Source organism: Psychromonas sp. KJ10-5 (assembly GCF_055808325.1).
The window spans coordinates 1,737,253-1,757,532 of the sequence record NZ_CM147864.1 but is presented as its reverse complement, the minus strand read 5'-3'; the positions used below and the strand labels follow the sequence as shown (position 1 = coordinate 1,757,532).

Below are 20,280 nucleotides of genomic sequence, written 5' to 3'. Positions count from 1 at the left end.
CGGAGAAAGAAATGATGAAATCAACATGTAAAGTTGCAGTTGTGCAAGATAGTAGTGTGCCTTTTGATGCGCAAGCAACCACTGAAAAGACCTGCATTTTAGTTGCTGAAGCAGCGAATAATGGCGCTGAACTAGTGGTCTTTCCTGAAGCATTTTTAGGAACTTATCCAAAAGGTTTGAATTTTGATACTCCCGTAGGTACTCGATTGCCAGAAGGCCGTCATGACTTTATGCAGTATTTTGAAGGTGCGGTGGATATTGATGGTAAAGAGTTACAACAGATTAAAGAGTGCGCTACAGAATATAATATATTTGTGGTGCTAGGAGTTATCGAAAGAGGTGGGTCAACACTTTATTGTTCCATTGCATTTATTGACCCGAAACTCGGTTTAGTAGGAAAGCGTCGTAAATTGATGCCAACGGGGGCTGAGCGTTTAATTTGGGGATTTGGCGATGGTTCTACGTTAGATGTTATCAATAGTGAATTAGGTAAGATAGGCGGTGTGATTTGTTGGGAAAACTATATGCCAGCCATTCGTTCTGCTATGTATGCTCAGGGGGTTGAAATCTATTGTGCTCCCACTGCTGATGACCGAGATACTTGGTTATCTTCAATGCAACATATTGCTATGGAAGGGCGTTGTTATGTATTGAGTGCTTGTCAGTATATAACTCGAGGAGAATATGGAGAAGACTACCGTAGCATACTCACGAATAACCCTGATGATGTAGTAATGCGAGGCGCAAGTGTTATTGTTGGTCCTTTAGGGGAGATAATTGCGGGGCCTGTATTGAATGAAAAAACTATTCTTTATGCTGAACTTGAGCGTGCGACATTAATTAAAAGTAAAATGGATTTTGACCCTGTCGGTCACTATTCTCGCTCCGATATTTTTTCATTAAATGTAGATAAGCGACAGAAAAAACCAGTTCATTATTAAAAGCTAATACTCACGTACTTTCATCAAGGATAATGTGATTAATTTGATCGCTTCCTTGATGAAAGTAATGAATCGAATAACAATTATATTTACTCTCTACCTCTTTGATCCTTTTTTGAATGTTTGCAGCTTCCCTGTTAAATTGTTAATTTATAATAACTGTCGTCTTTAACTTATTATGCATATTTAATCTTATAACGATCATTACTTTAAATAAGTCTTATTTGCTCTCGGATTTAAAAAGGCACTTAAATGTACAATATGGACTTGTTTGCTGAGTTGGCTCCCGCACCTATCAATATTATCGAACACGATGGTATTGTTGAGTATTACGGGATGATGCTGTCTTATCAACAAGCAGATGATTACTTTGAAAAATTGTTAACACAGATTCAGTGGAAACATGATCAAGCTAATATACAAGGTCAGTTTATTGTTACTGCTCGTAAAGTTGCTTGGTATGGTGATCAGCCTTTTCATTATACATACTCTAATACCACTAAAGTTGCACTACCTTGGACAGCTGAACTATTACAACTAAAGCAGCTGGTGGAGCAACAAACAGGTTATCAATTTAACGCGTGTTTACTTAATTTATACCACAGTGGTGAAGAGGGGATGACTTGGCATAGTGATGCAGAGAAAGACTTGCAAAAAAATGGTGCTATAGCATCTGTCAGCTTAGGTGCTGAGCGTAAATTCTCTTTTAAACATAAGTATAATCAACAAACCCTTTCCGTTTTATTACAACATGGTAGTTTATTAGTGATGCGAGGCGAAACGCAAAGCCACTGGTTACATCGTTTACCGCCGACTAAAAAAATCAGTACAGCACGTATCAATTTAACTTTTAGAATGATTAATCAGCGCAATATTAACCAGCCATCTATTTATTAGGAGACATCGTTTTGGTCACTTGTTATTTGAATTACGTTATCGATCCCTACAAAGTAAAAGAGTTTGAACGTTATGCAAAGCTCTGGATACCTTTAGTCAATAAATTTGGTGGGCAACATCATGGATATTTTTTACCTTCTGAAGGGGCGAATAATAAAGCATTAGCTTTGTTCTCTTTTGATAGTTTAGCCAGTTATGAACAGTATCGTATTGACTCTATGTTTGATGCGGAGTGTATTGAGGCTTTTAGGTACGCTGAAGAAACGCAATGTATTATCAGCTATGAGCGAAGCTTTTATCGTCCAGTTTTTGAGTAACGTTACACCTCAAAATAAAAAACACCGAATGTTTGCATTCGGTGTTTTTGTTTAAGTTATTTTATAAACTATTTAAAGCTCTTTGTATTTGTCATAAACAACATGAGAGTACGCTCCGACTGGTTTTTTGGTAATAACCGGCGCTGATTCGCTACCTAATAAAATGTCGACAGTGCGCTCATATGCAGCAGGATCTAAGTAACCCATATCATTACCAGAACCGAGCAGTTTAGCCACTTCGGTCATCATTCTCGTTTGGTGAGACTCTGTTTGTGCACCTGTATCATCGTATTCTAAAACAATCATAGCCGCTTCTTTTGGATTATCTGCTGCCCACTTCCAACCCTTTAATGAAGCTTTTAAGAACTTAGCGTAAGTTTCTACTTTCTTGTCATCTTTTAGATCTTTTTCTAGTACATATAGTCCATCTTCTAATGTAGCAACACCTTCATCTTCATACTTAAAGAGCACTAATTCTTCAGGAGTTAAGCCGCCATCCATGATTTGTCCATACTCATTGTAAGTCATGGTTGAAACACAATCTGCTTGTCCTTGGAAGATTGGGTCTACATTAAAGCCTTGTTTCAAGACAGTAACACCTTCATCGCCACCGGTCGTAGGGTAGCCCAATTTTGACATCCAGCTAAGGAATGGGTATTCGTTACCAAAGAACCACACCCCTAAGGTTTTGCCTTTAAAGTCTGCAGAAGTTTTGATGCCACTAGATTTCAAACAGGTTAGCATCATGCCAGACTTGCTATAAACCTGAGCAATGTTCACCATAGGTAAACCTTTTTCACGTGTTGCTAATGCTGAAGGTAACCAATCAACAATGACATCTGCACCACCGCCTGCTAATACTTGTGCTGGGGCAATATCCGGACCACCAGGTTTAATGGATAGGTCAATGCCCTCATCTTTATAATAACCATTCTCTAATGCAGCGTAGTAGCCAGCAAATTGAGCTTGTGTTACCCATTTTAATTGCAAAGTCAGTTTATCCGCAGCGCTAGCGCTGAAGCTTGACGCAAATAATGCCGCGCCCGTTGCAAGTGTGATTAGCGTTCTTTTCATAGTTTATTCCCTTTTCTATTGTAAAGTGACGTAAAACTAATTGAATTCAACAGCTTGTTGTATTAATTGGTGTTGTACCCATTGTGCACTACATGAATACAGCACCCATTTTTATCTTTGCTGGTTGAATTAATTAGATAGCATTAACTGTTTTTACCTTCTCGGTACGAGGGGTGCCAAAACAATAAGGACTTCTCTAATAAAGCAAGTGCCCCATAACTTAATGAACCTGCAATAGCAGCCACTACGATAGTGGCCCACACCAAGTCCATATTCATTCGACCTACCTCGGTCGAAATTCGAAATCCCATGCCAACGATTGGTGTACCAAAGAATTCAGCAACAATCGCCCCGATTAAGGCTAATGCAGAATTTAACTTCAATGCATTAAAAATAAATGGAAGGGCATTAGGTAATTGATTTTTGAAGAATATTTGTGATTTTTTAGCTGCATAGGTATGCATTAAATCGTTATGTAGCGCATCAGTCGACTGTAAGCCTGTTAGGGTATTAATGAACATAGGAAAGAAGGTCATTATAACAATTACCGCTGCTTTAGACTGCCAGTCGAACCCAAACCACATCACCATGATCGGTGCGATACCAACAATCGGAATCGCAGACATAAAGTTACCTAATGGCATGAGCGCATCTTTCAGCACTTTATTTCTGACCGCCCATTGCGCCACCAGAAAACCAGAAAGACAACCAATAAAATAACCAGCTAATACGGCTTTTAAATAGGTTTGTTTGAAGTCGGCCCATAACATTGGGATATTATTGATTAATGCATAAAATATATTACTAGGGGTTGGCATTAAAATAGGTGAAATAGCAAAACCTTTCACAATACTCTCCCAGGTTAATATCAGCATAAATGCAAATAGCCCTGGGATTAATGGTTTGATTAATGTGTGTTTATTTTCCAGTGAAGTTAATTGCCCTAAAAGCATTGCCATACTGTAGGCAGCTGCGATTAATAACAAAACGAGCAATGAAAAGGCATCGTAGAAACCTGTTTCGGTAAATATCACTAAACCCAATTGCAGTAGTATTAAAGCGATATAAATACAATTTTTTAATGTCTTAGGCATGATCAAGTTCTCCTCGGCGGCGTAACAGGACTCTTTCTGCAATGCCTACTAACCACACTAAAATAGAGCCTAAAGTAGCGGCAACAATCAGTGCAGACCAGATTTGTTCTGTTTGACCATAATAGGAACCACTGAGTAAGCGAGCACCTAATCCACCTTGTGCGCCAGTGGGTAATTCAGCCACAATTGCGCCGACTAAAGCAGCTGCAATAGCCACTTTTAAACTAGCAAACAGGTAAGGTTGTGCTGAGTACCAACGTAACTTCCAGAAGATATCCTTAGCAGTAGCGCTGTAGGTATGCATTAACTCTTCATGTAACTTATCCGATGAACGTAAGCCTTTTACCATGGCAATGGTTACCGGAAAGAAAGACAAGTACATGGAAATAATCGCTTTAGGGATCACGCCGGTAATGTTAATCGCACCTAATACGACAACTATCATTGGAGCAATGGCTAAGATAGGGATGGTTTGAGAAGCAATTACCCAGGGCATTAAACTCGATTCTAAGGTTTTGTTATGTACTATGCCCACTGCAATTAAAATCCCTAATAAAGAGCCAAATACAAAGCCTAACAAGGTAGAGTTTAAAGTGATTTGCGCATGGTAAATCAATGAACGCTTAGAGGTGACAGGACGATCGATAATCGATTTAATCAGCTCTTGTCCTACTTGATGAGGTGCAGGTAACATAGGGCGTTTCACATCATAAGCACCCGCGATGATTTGTTGGTAAGTCCATGATTGATTTTTACGCTCTAGATTATTAATCAATTGATTGCCGTTCATCAGTAATGCCGCGATATACCATATGGCAATCACGATGACGAATAAACTGACGAAAGAAAATAGCTTTTGTTTCATAAATGTCTAATCCTTTAGTCGGTTATGATTAATCGATAGCATGCTCGTGAGCAAGTGCCGTTCGAATCTCACTGGCCAACGCATGAAAAGCAGGATCGTCACGTAACGCTAAGGTTTTTAATCTTGGTAACGGGCTCTCAATCACTTTTACAACGCGTCCTGGGCGAGGTGACATCACTACAATATGCGTTGATAATAAAACCGCTTCATCAATAGAGTGGGTGACAAAGACCACGGTTTTTTGAGTTTCACTCCAGATCCGTAACAACTCTATATTCATGTGGTCACGGGTGATCTCATCCAATGCGCCAAAGGGCTCGTCCATTAATAATAAATCAGGGTTTAAACACAGTGCGCGAGCGATAGAAGCACGTTGCTGCATCCCACCAGACAGCTGCCAAGGGAATTTTTTATGGAAGTCTTGAAGACCAACCATTTTCAGATATTTATCAATCTGTTTGTTTTGCTGAGCAGGTGATAAACCCGAAATCTCCATAGGCAAGGCACAATTTTGTTGAATGTTACGCCAAGGTAATAAAGCCGCCGCTTGGAATACATAACCATATAAACGGTTTAAACGTGCATCTTGTGCATCGGTACCATTAACTTTTAAGTTACCTGATGTGGCTTTTTCTAAATCGGCGATAACCCGTAATAAAGTGGTTTTACCGCAGCCAGAAGGGCCGATAAAAGAAACAAAATCACCACTTTTAATACTTAAATTAATATTAGACAGCGCATGCACATCACCATCTTTACTGGGAAAAATAAGCGACAAATCATCAATGGCGATCATTTCTCGCTTAGGTTTATCAGTGGCTTCTGGCGTAGAAACAATTGTTGCTTCTTCTGTTGCTAACATATGACCTCTCTTATCTATTTGTTATTCAGTATTAACGTTCAACTGTATAAGGTGCATGCTCTTGGTTATATTTTTTAACCGCATCGAATATGGTTGGATAAGCAGGGCGTTTAATATAACGCCCAGCACCTTCAACAACATTTAGTTGGCCATCTTTAAAGACCACTTTTCCTTGGCTGATGGTAATACTTGGAGAGCCAGTAACGGTACGTCCTTCAAAAATATTAAAATCAATTTTTTGGTGGTGTGTTTTAGCTGAGAGTGTATGTTCTTTAGCTGGATCCCAAATCACGATGTCAGCATCAGAGCCCACTGCGATACAGCCTTTTTGTGGATAAATATTAAATATTTTGGCGGTATTAGTAGAGGTCACAGAGACAAATTCATTCTCAGTTAAACGGCCTTTGTTAACGCCTGAGTCCCATAGCACCATTAGGCGATCTTCAACCCCAGCTGTGCCGTTAGGTATTTGTGTGAAGTTATCTTTACCCATGGCTTTTTGATCTTCACAAAAGCAACAGTGATCGGTTGCTGTAGTTTGCACTGTACCGCCTTGTAACGCTTTCCATAAGGCTTCTTGATGCCCTTTAGGACGGAAAGGAGGGCTCATTACATGTGCTGCTGCGGTTGCCCAATCTGGGTTTTTGTAGACGCTATCATCTAATTCTAAGTGGCCAGCCAAACATTCTCCATAAACACGTTGACCTTCGGATTTTGCACGTGCAATTTCATCAATTGCTTCAGTACAGGAAACATGAACTAAATACAAAGGAACACCAATAGATTGTGCAATACGAATGGCGCGATTTGAAGCTTCACCTTCAACCTCTGGGGGACGTGATTGTGGATGTGCTTCAGGGCCGGTAATACCTGCTTTAAGCATTTTTTGTTGTAAGTGGTGCACTAATTCGCCATTCTCGGCATGTACTGTTGGCATCGCGCCTAATTCTAAACAGCGGTTAAAGCTGTTTACCAAGGTTTCATCTTCGGCCATGATGGCATTTTTATAGGCCATGAAATGTTTAAAGCTATTTACGCCTTCTTCTGTCACTAAGGTTTGCATGTCTTTAGAGACTGACTCATCCCACCAGGTAACTGCTACATGAAAAGAGTAATCGGATACCGAGCGTGATGCCCAACCTTTCCACGTTTCAAATGCTTCCATTAGAGGTTGTTGTGGACTCGGAATAACAAAATCAATAATCATGGTTGTACCGCCAGCTAAACCAGCAGCTGTACCTGAATAAAAATCTTCGCTTGCTACTGTACCCATAAACGGTAATTGCATATGCGTATGAGGGTCAATGCCTCCGGGCATTACTAATTTTCCTGTTGCATCGATCACTTCGGTACCTGCGGGTACCTCAAGCTCATTACCTATTGCTTTTATAACGCCATCTTCACAATACACATCTGTAAACAGACTTTGATCTGCGTTAACTAGCTTTCCGCCTTTGATTAATAAACTCATTGTGATCAACTCCTCCATGAAGGTGGCCTTGCGCGCACCAATAATAAAATCGAGATGCTTATCTTGAACATGATATTTACAAGATAAGATTTGTGTTTATTAAGAGGTTTGCAATTAACAAGCCAATAACTAACTAACTGACCAATTGGACGGGAAATGTTGTTTTGATAGGCGTCATTACTTACTTGTAGGCAATTAAGGTCCCTTTTTAAAAGGTTTGGCAAATAGTAATGAGGAGATGGCCTTGCTCAATATCAGGGCATTTGCTCACCATAGTGGTGCACAAATATTGTACTGTTAATGATTGTTATCTATTCTTTTTGTTTTAAATGTATGCAGTTCGCTATATATAAGGCTTGTTGTTAAACTTAAAACTTGTTGTCCTGTTGGTCAGTATCTTGCATTGTAATAAATTAATTATGTTGTGTGCGTAATGTCCGTTTAAATCAACTTGTATTGGAGTCAAACATGGAAGCATTAAAAATTAATAGTGATCGTCTCTGGGATAGTTTAATGGTAATGGCGAAAATAGGCGGGACGGCTAAAGGCGGATGTTGTCGCCTTGCATTGACCGATTTGGATAAGCAAGGGCGTGAGTTATATATAAAGTGGGCAGAAGAAGCTGGCTGTACAGTCAAGGTCGATGCAGTAGGTAATATTATGTGTACTCGCCCCGGTGAAGATATGAGCCTACCGCCAGTGGGGACGGGTAGCCACCTTGATACACAGCCAACTGGGGGGAAATTTGATGGTGTATATGGCGTATTAGCCGGATTAGAAGTGGTGCGGTCAATGAATGATCAAGGCATTAAAACCAAACATCCCATTGAGATTTCAGTATGGACCAATGAAGAGGGATCACGCTTTGCCCCTGCTATGATGGGCTCAGGTGTGGTTTCTGGACGTTTTACTTTACAGGAAATATTAGATACTAAAGATGTTGATGGTTTACGTTTGGGTGATGAACTAGAGCGCATTGGGTTTGCGGGTGATACGCCAGTAACAGGTCGTCAATTTCATGCATTCTTTGAAACTCATATTGAACAAGGCCCTTATTTAGAGGCTGAAGAAAAGCAAGTGGGTGTAGTAACTGGCGGGCAGGGGCAGCGTTGGTATAATGCTGTATTAACTGGACGTGAATCACATGCAGGTACAACGCCTATGCACTTGCGTAGTGATGCATTAATCGCTAGCTCTCAATTAGTGTTGAAGGTTGAAGAGATAGCCAAAGCACATCCTCCAGGCTGTGGCACAGTGGGCTTTATGCAAGTTATGCCTAACTCACGTAATACTATTCCAGGTGAGATCTCCATGAGTATTGACCTGCGTCACCCGATTGATGAAGAACTGACTAAGATGGATGCCGCGTTAAAAGCTGCTATCAAAGAAATAGAGGCAACGGGCCCAACGATTGCTCTTGACCCGTTTTGGTATTATGAACCTATTCATTTTAATGAAGACTGTGTAAATGCCGTTCGCCAAGCGACTAAAGACTTAGGGTATAGTCATATGGATATCATTGCTGGTGCTGGGCATGATGCCTGTTATGTCTCTGACTTTGCGCCTACGAGTATGATATTTACACCTTGCTTAGATGGGATTAGTCACAATGAAATTGAAAGTACAACACAGGAAGAATGTGAAGGAGGCTGCTCTGTATTGTTGAATGCTATGTTAACCATGGCAGAAGTGGTTTAAGATTAGCCCTATCTAAGACAATCAATCAGTTGTTTAAACACATTGTAAATAAAGTTATAAATCCTTAATTTACAATGTGTTATTAAGAATAAAAGTTTACAATTGCTTAATGCCGCAACCTCTTAATACTATTTGTGTGATCAATTCTGCACCGGTTTCAAAATCATCATCATCCAATTCTGCTTTTCCCATCAATATACTACTTTGTAGCCCATAGTCCGCATAGGCCTGTGTTGATGACCAAATCATAAACAGTAAATGTTCTGGGCTTATAGGGTTCATCCACTGCTTCGCTATCCACTCACGAATCACTTGGCAGGTACTGATAAACTGTATTTTTAAGTCCGTTTGTAATTTATCACGTAAAAAGGGCGCACCGTGAAGCAGCTCTGAAGCAAATATGCGGGAAGCATTAGAATGATCCTTAGACTGCCTTATTTTAAGCAGAATATAGTGTCTCAGTGCTTCTTTAGGGTGTTGCTCGGCAGTCATCTCTTCCATATCTACCATCCAAATCTTTAAAATTTGGCTAAGCACCTCTTTATAAAGCACCTCTTTGGTTTTGAAGTAATAGAGAATGTTTGACTTTGGCAGGTTAGCTTGTTCGGCAATAGAAGAGATAGTCGTGCCATTGTAGCCATATTCAGCAAAGCGTTGCTCTGCTACGGTTAAAATTAACTGTAGGTTATCTTTACGAATATCTGCTGATTTTCGGCGTTTTACTACACTTTTTTTAGTGTCATTCATTAATGATTCTCCGCACTGTTTTATCGCAACAGCCTTGTCATGGTGCAGTATTACTCCACATTCATATCTTAGATCGAAGTGATTACTATTTAAAGCCTTATAAGCGATCTCAGTAATTAATATAAGCTTAATTTTTATACTAAGCAAAACAATCGCTTAGACTCGTGTTTGTTTTTTAATCTAACTTGTTGACTTCGTGGTCAGGTAGTTGGCTTGTTGTTTGCATTGTCCAAAGGGTTAACCATAAAAAGATAGTGCAACATTAATTATAAATAGGAGAGGTTATAGTGATGAATATGGACAATTCAGTAAACTATTCACAGCAACAATTAGCATTAGACCAAATGTTTAAGGACATCAATCCAGCTTTAAGTGCGCGTCAGGCAGGTATCGAAAGTTCACGTTGTTATTATTGTTATGACGCACCTTGTATCAAGGCATGCCCATCTAAAATTAATATTCCTAGTTTTATCGCTAGTATTCATGCCGATGATTTAACCGGTGCTGCTAAAACTATCTATAAAGAAAATATTATGGGAGGGAGTTGTGCGCGTGTTTGTCCGACGGAAATTCTTTGTGAGCAAGCTTGTGTACGTAACCATGAAGCTGAGAAAGAACCCGTGAAAATAGGGCTATTACAACGTCACGCAACGGATAATGCTGAATTTGAAGGGCATCCTTTTGAGCGAGCTGCATTAACAGGCAAAAGGGTAGCGGTTGTTGGTGCTGGTCCTGCTGGATTAAGTTGTGCACATCGTTTATCACTGCTAGGTCATGAAGTTGAAGTGTTTGAAGCACAGCAAAAAGCGGGTGGCTTGAATGAATATGGTATTGCTAAATATAAGTTAACCGAAAATTTTGCTCAGGAAGAAGTTGATTTTATCTTAAGTATTGGCGGTATTACTGTGCATTACGATCGCGCATTAGGCAAAGATATTAGCTTATCGGCACTCAAGGATGAGTTTGATGCCGTGTTCCTTAGTATTGGTTTACAAGATACGGCATCGCTTTATTTAGATCATGAAGATAACGATTCAGTATTAAACTCTGTTGATTTCATTAAAGAATTACGTCAAGCCACAGATATCGAACAACTTGATATTCCAAAGGACAGTGCGGTGGTGATTGGTGCGGGTAATACGGCGATTGATATCGCGTGTCAATTGAAGCGATTAGGTACAGAAGAAGTGACCTTGGTTTATCGTCGTGGCGAAGCACAAATGAGTGCAACAGGGCATGAGCAACAAATCGCTAAAAACCACCAAGTTCGTATAAAAACATGGAGTCAACCAGAAAAAATTAACCTCGATGAGCAAGGTAAATTAAGCTCAATGACCTTTAGTAAAACTTACCTTGATGAAGGCAAGTTAAAAAGCACTGGGGAGCAGTTTGAAGTGCCTTGTAGTGCCGTGTTTAAAGCCGTTGGCCAAAAAATGGCTTACCCGCAAACGGAACAGCTTATCCCTACCATTAGTAACGGTAAAGTGGCGACTTTCCATAACCAATTAACCAGTATTGAAGGTGTCTTTGCTGGTGGTGATTGTACAGGGGTAGGGCAAGACTTAACCGTTGAAGCAGTGCAACAGGGAAAACTAGCGGCATTAGCAATTCATCAAGAACTAACTTCATCTGAGGAGAAATAATATGGCTGATTTATCAATTGATTTTGTAGGTATTAAAGCACCAAATCCATTTTGGTTAGCCTCAGCGCCACCAACAGACAAAGCGTATAACGTTGAACGTGCCTTTGAAGCAGGTTGGGGTGGAGTAGTTTGGAAAACGTTAGGTGAAGATCCTGCTGCCGTGAATGTTTCATCGCGTTATTCAGCACTGTATGACCATAATGGTAATGTGTCTGGTTTTAATAATATTGAATTAATCACTGACCGTAGTTTAGAGATTAACCTACGAGAAATTGAAGCGGTTAAAAAAAGTTGGCCTGATCGCGCGTTGGTCGTATCACTAATGATGCCCTGTGAAGAGCAAATTTGGAAAACTATTTTAAAACAAGTAGAAGCAACAGGTGCAGATGGTATTGAGCTTAACTTCGGATGTCCACATGGCATGCCTGAACGTGGGATGGGTGCTGCTGTTGGTCAGGTGCCAGAATACGTTGAAATGGTGACTCGTTGGTGTAAAGAACACAGCAAAATGCCGGTAATTGTTAAGTTAACCCCAAACATTACCGATGTACGTTTTCCTGCTCGTGCTGCTAAAAGTGGTGGTGCTGATGCAGTGTCGTTAATTAATACCATCAATTCTATTACTAGTATTGACCTAGATGCGATGACTGCTCGTCCAATTGTCGATGGTAAAAGTACACACGGCGGTTACTGTGGTCCAGCTGTTAAACCAATTGCATTGAATATGGTGGGCGAAATAGCACGTGATCCAGAAACGGCAGGTTTACCAATTTCAGGAATAGGTGGTATTGGTAACTGGCGTGATGCAGCTGAGTTTATCTCTCTAGGTGCAGGTTCTGTGCAGGTTTGTACTGCTGCCATGATCTACGGATTTAACATTGTCACTGAAATGAAAGAAGGTCTATCAAATTGGATGGACAGTAAAGGCTACGAAACGATTGAAGATTTCAAAGGTTTGGCTGTACCCAATACAACAGACTGGAAAAAACTCAATATGAATTACAAGGTGGTTGCAACCATCGATGAAGATAAATGTATTGGTTGTGGTCGTTGTTACCAAGCCTGTGAAGATACTTCACATCAAGCTATCGAAGTTACCGCAAATGAAGATGGTACTAATAGTTTTGGCATTATCGATGATAACTGTGTGGGTTGTAACCTCTGTGAAATTACTTGCCCAGTTGATGACTGTATCACCATGGATGAGCGTTCAAAAGGCCAGCCATATATGAACTGGATGCAAGATGAGCGTAATCCGCATCGCGAAGAAGCTTAATAGGTTATTGATAGATTTTTTGAGGTGAATTATGAATAAAAAGCAAGTTAATCATAGTCTGACACAGTCACAATTAGATGCACATTGGATGCCTTATTCTGCAAATCGTGAATTCAAAAAAGATCCAAGAATAATTGCATCGGCGTCTGGTCGATACTTTACTGATGATGCTGGTCGCAAAATATTTGATGGTTTATCTGGGTTGTGGTGCACAGGCTTAGGTCATGGCCGTCCAGAGATTGCTGAAGCAGTTAGCGAACAGCTCAAAACACTTGATTACTCGCCAGGTTTTCAGTTTGGTCATGAGAAATCATTTCAATTAGCTGAAAAGATTACCGAGTTTATGCCACAAGGCCTAAACCGTGTTTTCTACACAGGCTCAGGCTCTGAAGCTGCAGAGACCTCTTTGAAAATGGCGCGTGGTTATTGGCGTAAAAAAGGTCAAGCGACTAAAACTAAATTGATTGGTCGTGGTTTGGGGTATCACGGTAGTAACTTTGGCGGTATCTCTGTGGGGGGGATTGGTGGAAATCGTGCAATGTTTGGCCCTGCTGTTGAAGCCGACCATCTGCGTCATACTATGCTGCCAGAAAATATATTTAGTCAAGGACAGCCTGAACATGGTAAAGCGTTAGCGGAAGAGTTATTGGATGTAATAGCATTACATGACGCTTCTAATATTGCTGCGGTGATCGTGGAGCCGTTATCTGGCTCTGCAGGTGTAATCCCTCCACCTATTGGTTACTTAGATCGTCTACGTGAAATCTGTACCGATAATAATATTCTACTGATATTTGATGAAGTCATTTGTAGTTTTGGGCGAATGGGGGCAAAAACTGGTTCGGAAGCTTTTGGTGTCGTACCGGATATGATTAACATTGCTAAACAAGTTACTAATGGCGCTATTCCGATGGGTGCTGTGGTGGCTAAGCAAGAAATTTACGATACCTATATGGATAACAGTGGTGGCGATCATATGATCGAGTTTCCACATGGATATACCTATTCAGCACATCCTGTTGCTTGTGCCGCAGGTTTGGCTACATTAGATCTGTTGCAGCAAGAAAAATTGCCGGAAAGAGTGAAAGCAATGAGCGATTACTTTCAACAGGCTGTACATAGTTTAAAAGGTTGTAAGCATATTGTAGATATTCGTAACTATGGTTTTGCTGCTGGCTTTACTATTGCGCCGAATAATGGCGATCCTGCACTACGACCTTATCAAATTGGTATGAAAATGTGGCAAAAGGGTTTTTTCATTCGTTATGGCGGAGCCACTATCCAACTCGGTTTACCCTTCACCACTGAAAAATCTGAAATTGACTCTTTAATAAATGCGTTAGGCGAAACATTTAACGAAATAGTTTAGAAAATTAATAGCGTGGTAAACCCACATGGAGATTGTTATGACACAAATAGTAGGCCATTTTATCGATGGTGAAGTAGTAGAAGATAGTAGCCGTACGCAAGACGTATTTGACCCAGCATTGGGCGAAGTTGCAACACAAGTTGCTTTAGCTTCAAAAGATACGGTAGAAATGGCGATAGCATCTGCTCAAAAAGCTTTTCCGGAATGGCGAAACACTCCACCTTTAAAACGTGCACGCATTATGTTCCGCTTTAAAGAGTTGTTGGAAGAAAATAGAGATAAAATTTGTCACCTTTTAGGTAAAGAACACGGAAAAATTTTGCATGATGCAGCGGGGGAGTTGCAACGTGGTATCGAGAATGTTGAATATGCTTGTGGTGCCCCTGAGTTATTAAAAGGTGAATACAGTAAAAATGCGGGTCCCAATGTGGACTCTTGGAGTGAGTTGCAATCGATTGGTGTGGTTGCTGGAATCACCCCATTTAACTTCCCTGCTATGGTGCCGATGTGGATGTTTCCACTTGCCATTGTGTGCGGTAACTGTTTTATTTTGAAACCTTCTGAAAGGAACCCAAGTGCGCCATTATTTTTAGCGCAGTTATTACAACAAGCGGGCTTGCCTAAAGGAGTCTTAAATGTGGTGAATGGCGATAAACAAGCTGTTGACGCCATACTAGAAGACAAGCGTGTCAAAGCGGTCAGTTTTGTTGGATCGACTCCGATTGCTGAACATATTTATACCAAGGCAACGGCAAGTGGTAAACGTTGCCAAGCATTGGGTGGAGCTAAAAACCACGCGATTATTATGCCTGATGCTGATATGGATAATGCCGTTAATCAACTGCTAGGGGCTGCTTTTGGTTCATCTGGCGAGCGTTGTATGGCCTTATCTGTGGTAGTGGCAGTAGGCGATAAAGCCGCTGATGCATTGATTGAGAAAATGACAGCTGCAATGCAGAGCTTAAAAGTAGGGGGGTTTGATAATACTGATAATGATTTTGGTCCTGTTATTACAAAACAGCATCAAGAAAAAGTAGTGGGTTACATTGATAGCGCTGAAGCAGATGGCGCACAAATTGTTGTCGATGGCCGTAACCTAATAGTTGAAGGTTATGAAAATGGTTATTTTGTTGGCGCAACCTTAATTGATAACGTTAAAGCTGAGATGGATAGCTATAAAGCTGAAATATTCGGTCCTGTATTACAAGTGATGCGTGTTGAGTCTATGGAACAAGCAATGCAGTTAATCAATGACCATGAATACGGCAATGGTACTTGCATCTTCACTCGTGATGGCGAGGCCGCTCGTTATTTCTCAGATAATATTGAAGTGGGTATGGTTGGAATTAATGTGCCATTACCAGTGCCTGTTGCCTACCACAGTTTTGGTGGTTGGAAACGTTCACTGTTTGGTGATTTAAGTGCTTACGGTCCAGATGGTGTTAAGTTCTACACAAAACGTAAAACTATCACACAACGCTGGCCATCAAGTGGAGTAAGAGAAGGAGCAAGTTTTGCTTTTCCTAGTTAAAGCGTAATCATTAACGGGGGTAAAATTAGATCATTAAATAGAAAGCCTTTGTTTGTTAAATGCAAGCAAGGGCTTTTGATCATCAGTTTGCTAATTATCATACTTTGTACTTACTTAGGGGTGTTTGTTTTATTTATTTTTCTATTTAATGTGCTATATTGACTTTTTTATTCTATTGCATTGATTTGTAATGGGTAATTAGCTTTTAATATTATTAATGGATTATAAAATGAAAAAAGAATTAAATATTTTGGTTTGTGGTGCAGCTTTAACAGTTTTAACCGCTTGTAGTATTCCGACTTATCAGAAAACAATTTCATCTGAATATAACGCTAAAGGCGAATTAGTTAGTAAAACTGTGACAGAGACTATTACACAGCCTTCACCTGTATCTGCCCCAATGAAAGTTAAAATTACAGAAGGTGAATTAGAGAAGTAATTTTAAGTATAAAAATTACTAAATAATATTCACTTACTAAAACCCTATATTTTATAATATAGGGTTTTTTTATGACGTTGATTTATATATCCAGTAAACTACACAGCCTTATTTAATTGAAAATGGATTTACTATGGCTTATTTATTATCAGTGACTTTACTGTGGGCGTTCTCTTTTAGTTTGATTGGCGTGTATTTAGCTGGGCAAGTTGATGCTTGGTTTAGTGTATTTATTCGTATAGCGTTAGCAGCATTAATTTTCCTACCTTTTTTAAAAATAAAGCAAGTTGATAAGCCTTTGGCCGTACGCATTATGTTGATAGGTGCGGTGCAATTAGGGCTAATGTATGTGTTTTATTACCACTCCTTTTTATTTTTATCGGTACCAGAGGTGTTGTTGTTTTCGGTCATGACGCCTATTTATGTCACCCTACTGAATGATGCGCTGGATAAACGCTTTAAGCCTCAATTTTTTCTCGTTGCTGTTATTTCTGTCGTAGGAGCGGTAGCTATTCGTTACGGTAATATTAGTAGTGACTTTTGGTTTGGTTTGTTATTAGTGCAAGGCGCTAATCTTTGTTTTGCGATAGGTCAGGTGGCATATAGTCGTTTAATGTCTGAAAGTGAGTTAGATCATAAAACGATATTTGGTTGGTTCTTTATTGGTGCTTTGTGTGTTGCCACGGTTTGTTATGCTTTGTTTGGCGATACCAGCAAATTACCTACAACGAGTACACAATGGGGAATATTAATTTACCTTGGAACTGTTGCATCTGGTCTTGGTTATTTTGCTTGGAATAAGGGGGCGACTATGGTGAATGTAGGCACCTTAGCTATCATGAATAATCTGTTAATACCCGCTGGTATTTTAGTTAATTTACTTATTTGGAATAAACAAGCCGATTTACTTAGGTTAAGTATTGGTGCAATTATTATTGTTAGTGCGTTAATTCTTAATCATTATTTAAATAGAAGATCAGTAATTAGCTCTGTGAGATGATCTTTCATAAGTGTTAACCAAGCGACTACATTAAGTATTGAGCTTGGTTAACTTTAATGGTTATTTAATCAAATAAGGCTCTTGTTTTAGGAGAGATAAACAATACAATTCGGTCCAATATTAAAACAGCAACTATTGCGGCAGCTGCAAGTGGAAATAAGAATGAAACCGGTAATAATAACCAAGTTGCTTGTTTCCAACGTGTTAGGTTCTTAGGCTTTTGAGGTGCTGCTAATAGCATTTTTCCTTGTGGTCGACGCATCCACCACATTACAACACCTGTTATAGATATCAATAAGATAGATAAACAAAATAAGGTGTTAACTATATAGTTCCAAATACCCCATTGTCCCATGTGTAAAGAGATACCAACTGCCATTGATTTTGCAGCTAAACTATATTCTGCATAACCAACATCGGCTAATATTTTTCCTGAGTATTGATCAAAATGCACAGTACGATCATCAGTTGCATTCTCAATATCTTTACTCATCGAACTGGCTGAAGTGGTATAAACACCAGTATCACCTGATGGGAAAAACACTTGGAATTGCGTGAAACCTAAGGCTTGGGATTGCTTAATGATGCTATCCAGGCTTATTTGGTGTGTTGCCTTGGTTTTTTCAGACTCTGGCAATAAAGACTGTTCTAATCCCCAAGGGATTTGCTTTAATCCTGGTACATTTAAACTTTCGTGAGTGATAGTTGATGAAACACTGCTTGCACTTTTTTGCATTGGAAAAGTGCTCCAGGCTTGTAACATTGAGCCACCCCATACGCTTGCCCAAGCTAACCCTGACACACAGAAAAATAATAAAATTACTGAAATCCAGACACCAATTACTGAATGCAAGTCACGCCAAAAAGCGCGCCCTTTATTCGCGGTGATGGAGAGTGCCTCTTTGAGTGTTTTACCAGACTCTGGCCACCATAGGTAGATGCCTGTGATAACTAATAAAATAGTAAAGCTAACTGCAATTTCAATCATTTTATCACCAGTATCTCCAATCATGAAAGTACCATGTGTATCGTCAGCCCACGCATAAAGAGAATCTGAAATTGATAGTTCACCTAAAATTTTTGCTTGGTAAGGGTCTACGAAAACCGTTAAAGCATCACCATTATGCATTACTTGGAAACGTGTTGAATTATTAGGGTTGCGCGGAGAATGTATAGATTTAATAACATCACCAGGATAAGCCTGCGCCACTAATGATTTTTGTGCTGAGTAGGTAATAGGTGATTGAGAAACTTGTTCAACTTGATATAAATCTTGATTTGTCCACTTTTCAACAACAGGGGAGTAAAGCATTAATAAGCCTGTTACGGCGAGCATTATTAAGAATGGAATAGTGTAAAGTCCTGCATAAAAATGCCAGCGCCAAACTGACATATAGAAAGATTTTGGGTTACTCATAGAAATCCTTGAAAGAATGGTATTGTTTCATTATTTTTAAATTATTCGGTTCAATGACTGAAGTAGGTTTTAAGTAATGAGATTCATTATTTAGTAGTTAAAAGCGGGGGCAAATTATACGTGATTATCTATCTAATTAATTGAAAAATTAGGCATAATTTTAATTTTTAGGCATAAAAAAACCGAATGTAGTACATTCGGTTTTAGAAGGGGCTTAAGTAAGATTAACCTTGTTTGTGTACATGTACATCCATTTGTGGGAATGGGATACTAAGTCCTTCATTTGCGAATGTTTTGTATACATTTTCATTCATAGCGAAGAATACACCCCAGTAATCTGGTGCTTGAACCCATGCACGGACAGTGAAGTTAACTGAGCTATCTGCTAGTGCAGATACAACGATAACTACTTCAGGATCTTTAAGAATACGTGTATCAGCATCACACATTTGTTTGATTACTGCGCGTGCTTTATCAACATCATCACCGTATGCAATACCAATTGTCCAATCTACACGACGCTTCTCTTCCGTTGAGAAGTTAGTCATTGAACCAGTTGAAAGACCACCATTTGGTAAAATGATTGTTTTATTATCACCTGTTTTTAAGATTGTGTTGAAAATTTGAATTTCACGAACAGTACCAGCATGGCCTTGTGCGTCGATGAAATCACCTACTTTGAATGGTTTGAATAGTAAGATCATTACACCACCTGCAAAGTTTTGCAGCGTACCTGATAATGCCATACCTACTGCTAAACCAGCTGCAGCTAGAATTGCAACAAATGATGTCATTTCAATACCAAGCATGCCCAGTACTGTAATACCTAACATCACTTTCAAGATCATGCCTGTTAAGCTATTTAAAAATGGCTTTAACGAGGCATCAACTTTACTTTTAGTCATTAATTTATCTAAACCACTTAATAGCAGCTTAATAATCCAAGAACCGACGATCCAAACCACAATTGCAGCTATTAGTTTAGGTCCATATATCAGCGCGATTTCTGTTGCTGAATCAATCATTCCATTTGCGTCCATCTCTCTTTCCTTAGTTTTAGAAGTACATAAAATTGATAATGTATAGAAAACTGTGAAATACATCCAGTACTGAATTGAATTAATACTAATTGCAGTGAGCTATATCATATTTGTACATATAATTGACACTTTTTTGCTTGGTTACTACTCCAAAGGAGGTGTGTTTTGTAGTGGGTAAATTACTCGCAAAGTCTGTTTATTCGATTCTCAACGCGTTAAATAAAGAAAAAGCAAAGGCACTATAAACGCCTGTTCATAGTGCTTTTGTTTGCCATTATAGAAATACACATTATCAATTTTTGAAAAAGTTAGTCATGGTTATGTGTTGTTTGAGGCTCAGTTTGTTCTTTTACAATTTTTTGAATAGGCTGATTTCTAACACACATTAGTTCAGTTGGCATATATTGGCATGTACCAATATATAAATCATTGTGCATACCTTCATATTGGCAAACTTGTGATCGTTCTTTTTCTTTGCAGGCTGTTAATGCAAATTTATTCAAAGGGCCTGAATGAGCAAAGGCAGTATTAGACGCGATCAATGACATTATGGTTAGTGACAATAAAAACCATGGATGTTTTAATTTTCGTTTACTCAT

At 39.3% G+C, this 20,280-nt stretch carries 19 protein-coding genes; 10 read left to right on the top strand and 9 right to left on the bottom strand.

Features of this window, described 5'->3' with window-relative positions; translation table 11 throughout:
- Positions 1-11: 11 nt before the first annotated feature.
- The 3 genes from AC0L3W_RS07820 (at position 12) to AC0L3W_RS07810 (ending at position 2,155) form a co-directional block, all read left to right on the top strand.
- Positions 12-941, top strand: coding sequence for a carbon-nitrogen hydrolase family protein (locus tag AC0L3W_RS07820; RefSeq protein ID WP_290039714.1), 930 nt, complete (start codon positions 12-14; stop codon positions 939-941).
- Positions 942-1,193: 252 nt separating this feature from the next.
- Positions 1,194-1,838: an alpha-ketoglutarate-dependent dioxygenase AlkB family protein gene (locus AC0L3W_RS07815; protein ID WP_290039713.1), complete on the top strand. Its 645-nt coding sequence runs from the start codon at positions 1,194-1,196 to the stop codon at positions 1,836-1,838.
- Between the two features lie 11 nt (positions 1,839-1,849).
- Positions 1,850-2,155: an NIPSNAP family protein gene (locus AC0L3W_RS07810; protein WP_290039712.1), complete on the top strand. Its 306-nt coding sequence runs from the start codon at positions 1,850-1,852 to the stop codon at positions 2,153-2,155.
- A gap of 72 nt (positions 2,156-2,227) precedes the next feature.
- Here AC0L3W_RS07810 and AC0L3W_RS07805 read toward each other — a convergent pair whose 3' ends face one another.
- From AC0L3W_RS07805 to hydA, 5 genes are all read right to left on the bottom strand, one after another.
- Positions 2,228-3,229 carry an ABC transporter substrate-binding protein gene (locus AC0L3W_RS07805; protein WP_409439234.1) on the bottom strand — a complete coding sequence of 334 codons (1,002 nt, stop codon included), beginning with the start codon at positions 3,227-3,229 and terminating at the stop codon, positions 2,228-2,230.
- Between the two features lie 143 nt (positions 3,230-3,372).
- Entirely contained in the window at positions 3,373-4,323 is a 951-nt protein-coding gene (locus tag AC0L3W_RS07800; protein WP_409439235.1) for an ABC transporter permease, read from the bottom strand.
- Positions 4,316-5,188, bottom strand: a complete 873-nt coding sequence (locus tag AC0L3W_RS07795; protein ID WP_290039709.1) for an ABC transporter permease — start codon at positions 5,186-5,188, stop codon at positions 4,316-4,318. Before AC0L3W_RS07795 ends, AC0L3W_RS07800 begins: the two co-directional genes overlap by 8 nt.
- Before the next feature lie 28 nt (positions 5,189-5,216).
- On the bottom strand, positions 5,217-6,050 hold the full coding sequence (locus AC0L3W_RS07790) for an ABC transporter ATP-binding protein (protein WP_409439236.1): 834 nt from the start codon (positions 6,048-6,050) through the stop codon (positions 5,217-5,219).
- A 31-nt stretch (positions 6,051-6,081) separates the two neighbouring features.
- The gene (hydA, locus tag AC0L3W_RS07785) at positions 6,082-7,521 is read right to left on the bottom strand and encodes a dihydropyrimidinase (protein WP_290039707.1); all 1,440 of its coding nucleotides are present in this window, start codon (positions 7,519-7,521) and stop codon (positions 6,082-6,084) included.
- A 468-nt stretch (positions 7,522-7,989) separates the two neighbouring features.
- On the opposite strand from hydA, the gene AC0L3W_RS07780 reads away from it, so the two are divergent.
- On the top strand, positions 7,990-9,219 hold the full coding sequence (locus AC0L3W_RS07780) for a Zn-dependent hydrolase (RefSeq protein WP_290039706.1): 1,230 nt from the start codon (positions 7,990-7,992) through the stop codon (positions 9,217-9,219).
- Between the two features lie 96 nt (positions 9,220-9,315).
- Here the strand turns inward: AC0L3W_RS07780 and AC0L3W_RS07775 are convergent, their stop codons facing one another.
- The gene (locus tag AC0L3W_RS07775) at positions 9,316-9,966 is read right to left on the bottom strand and encodes a TetR family transcriptional regulator C-terminal domain-containing protein (protein WP_290039705.1); all 651 of its coding nucleotides are present in this window, start codon (positions 9,964-9,966) and stop codon (positions 9,316-9,318) included.
- 296 nt (positions 9,967-10,262) lie between these two features.
- Between AC0L3W_RS07775 and AC0L3W_RS07770 the strand changes: the two genes are divergently transcribed.
- From AC0L3W_RS07770 to AC0L3W_RS07745, 6 genes are all read left to right on the top strand, one after another.
- The gene (locus tag AC0L3W_RS07770) at positions 10,263-11,609 is read left to right on the top strand and encodes an NAD(P)-dependent oxidoreductase (protein WP_290039704.1); all 1,347 of its coding nucleotides are present in this window, start codon (positions 10,263-10,265) and stop codon (positions 11,607-11,609) included.
- Between the two features lies 1 nt (position 11,610).
- The gene (gene preA, locus AC0L3W_RS07765; protein WP_409439237.1) at positions 11,611-12,885 is read left to right on the top strand and encodes an NAD-dependent dihydropyrimidine dehydrogenase subunit PreA; all 1,275 of its coding nucleotides are present in this window, start codon (positions 11,611-11,613) and stop codon (positions 12,883-12,885) included.
- Between the two features lie 31 nt (positions 12,886-12,916).
- A complete protein-coding gene (aptA, locus tag AC0L3W_RS07760) occupies positions 12,917-14,254 on the top strand; it encodes an omega-aminotransferase AptA (protein WP_290039702.1) in 1,338 nt (445 codons plus the stop codon).
- 37 nt (positions 14,255-14,291) lie between these two features.
- A complete protein-coding gene (locus AC0L3W_RS07755; protein ID WP_409439238.1) occupies positions 14,292-15,785 on the top strand; it encodes a CoA-acylating methylmalonate-semialdehyde dehydrogenase in 1,494 nt (497 codons plus the stop codon).
- Positions 15,786-16,014: 229 nt separating this feature from the next.
- Entirely contained in the window at positions 16,015-16,224 is a 210-nt protein-coding gene (locus AC0L3W_RS07750) for a hypothetical protein (protein ID WP_290039700.1), read from the top strand.
- 133 nt (positions 16,225-16,357) lie between these two features.
- Positions 16,358-17,224 carry a carboxylate/amino acid/amine transporter gene (locus AC0L3W_RS07745; RefSeq protein WP_409439239.1) on the top strand — a complete coding sequence of 289 codons (867 nt, stop codon included), beginning with the start codon at positions 16,358-16,360 and terminating at the stop codon, positions 17,222-17,224.
- Between the two features lie 64 nt (positions 17,225-17,288).
- Here AC0L3W_RS07745 and AC0L3W_RS07740 read toward each other — a convergent pair whose 3' ends face one another.
- From AC0L3W_RS07740 to AC0L3W_RS07730, 3 genes are all read right to left on the bottom strand, one after another.
- Positions 17,289-18,641, bottom strand: a complete 1,353-nt coding sequence (locus tag AC0L3W_RS07740; protein ID WP_290039698.1) for a PepSY-associated TM helix domain-containing protein — start codon at positions 18,639-18,641, stop codon at positions 17,289-17,291.
- A gap of 224 nt (positions 18,642-18,865) precedes the next feature.
- On the bottom strand, positions 18,866-19,681 hold the full coding sequence (locus AC0L3W_RS07735) for a mechanosensitive ion channel family protein (RefSeq protein ID WP_290039697.1): 816 nt from the start codon (positions 19,679-19,681) through the stop codon (positions 18,866-18,868).
- A gap of 308 nt (positions 19,682-19,989) precedes the next feature.
- The gene (locus AC0L3W_RS07730) at positions 19,990-20,280 is read right to left on the bottom strand and encodes a hypothetical protein (RefSeq protein WP_409439240.1); all 291 of its coding nucleotides are present in this window, start codon (positions 20,278-20,280) and stop codon (positions 19,990-19,992) included.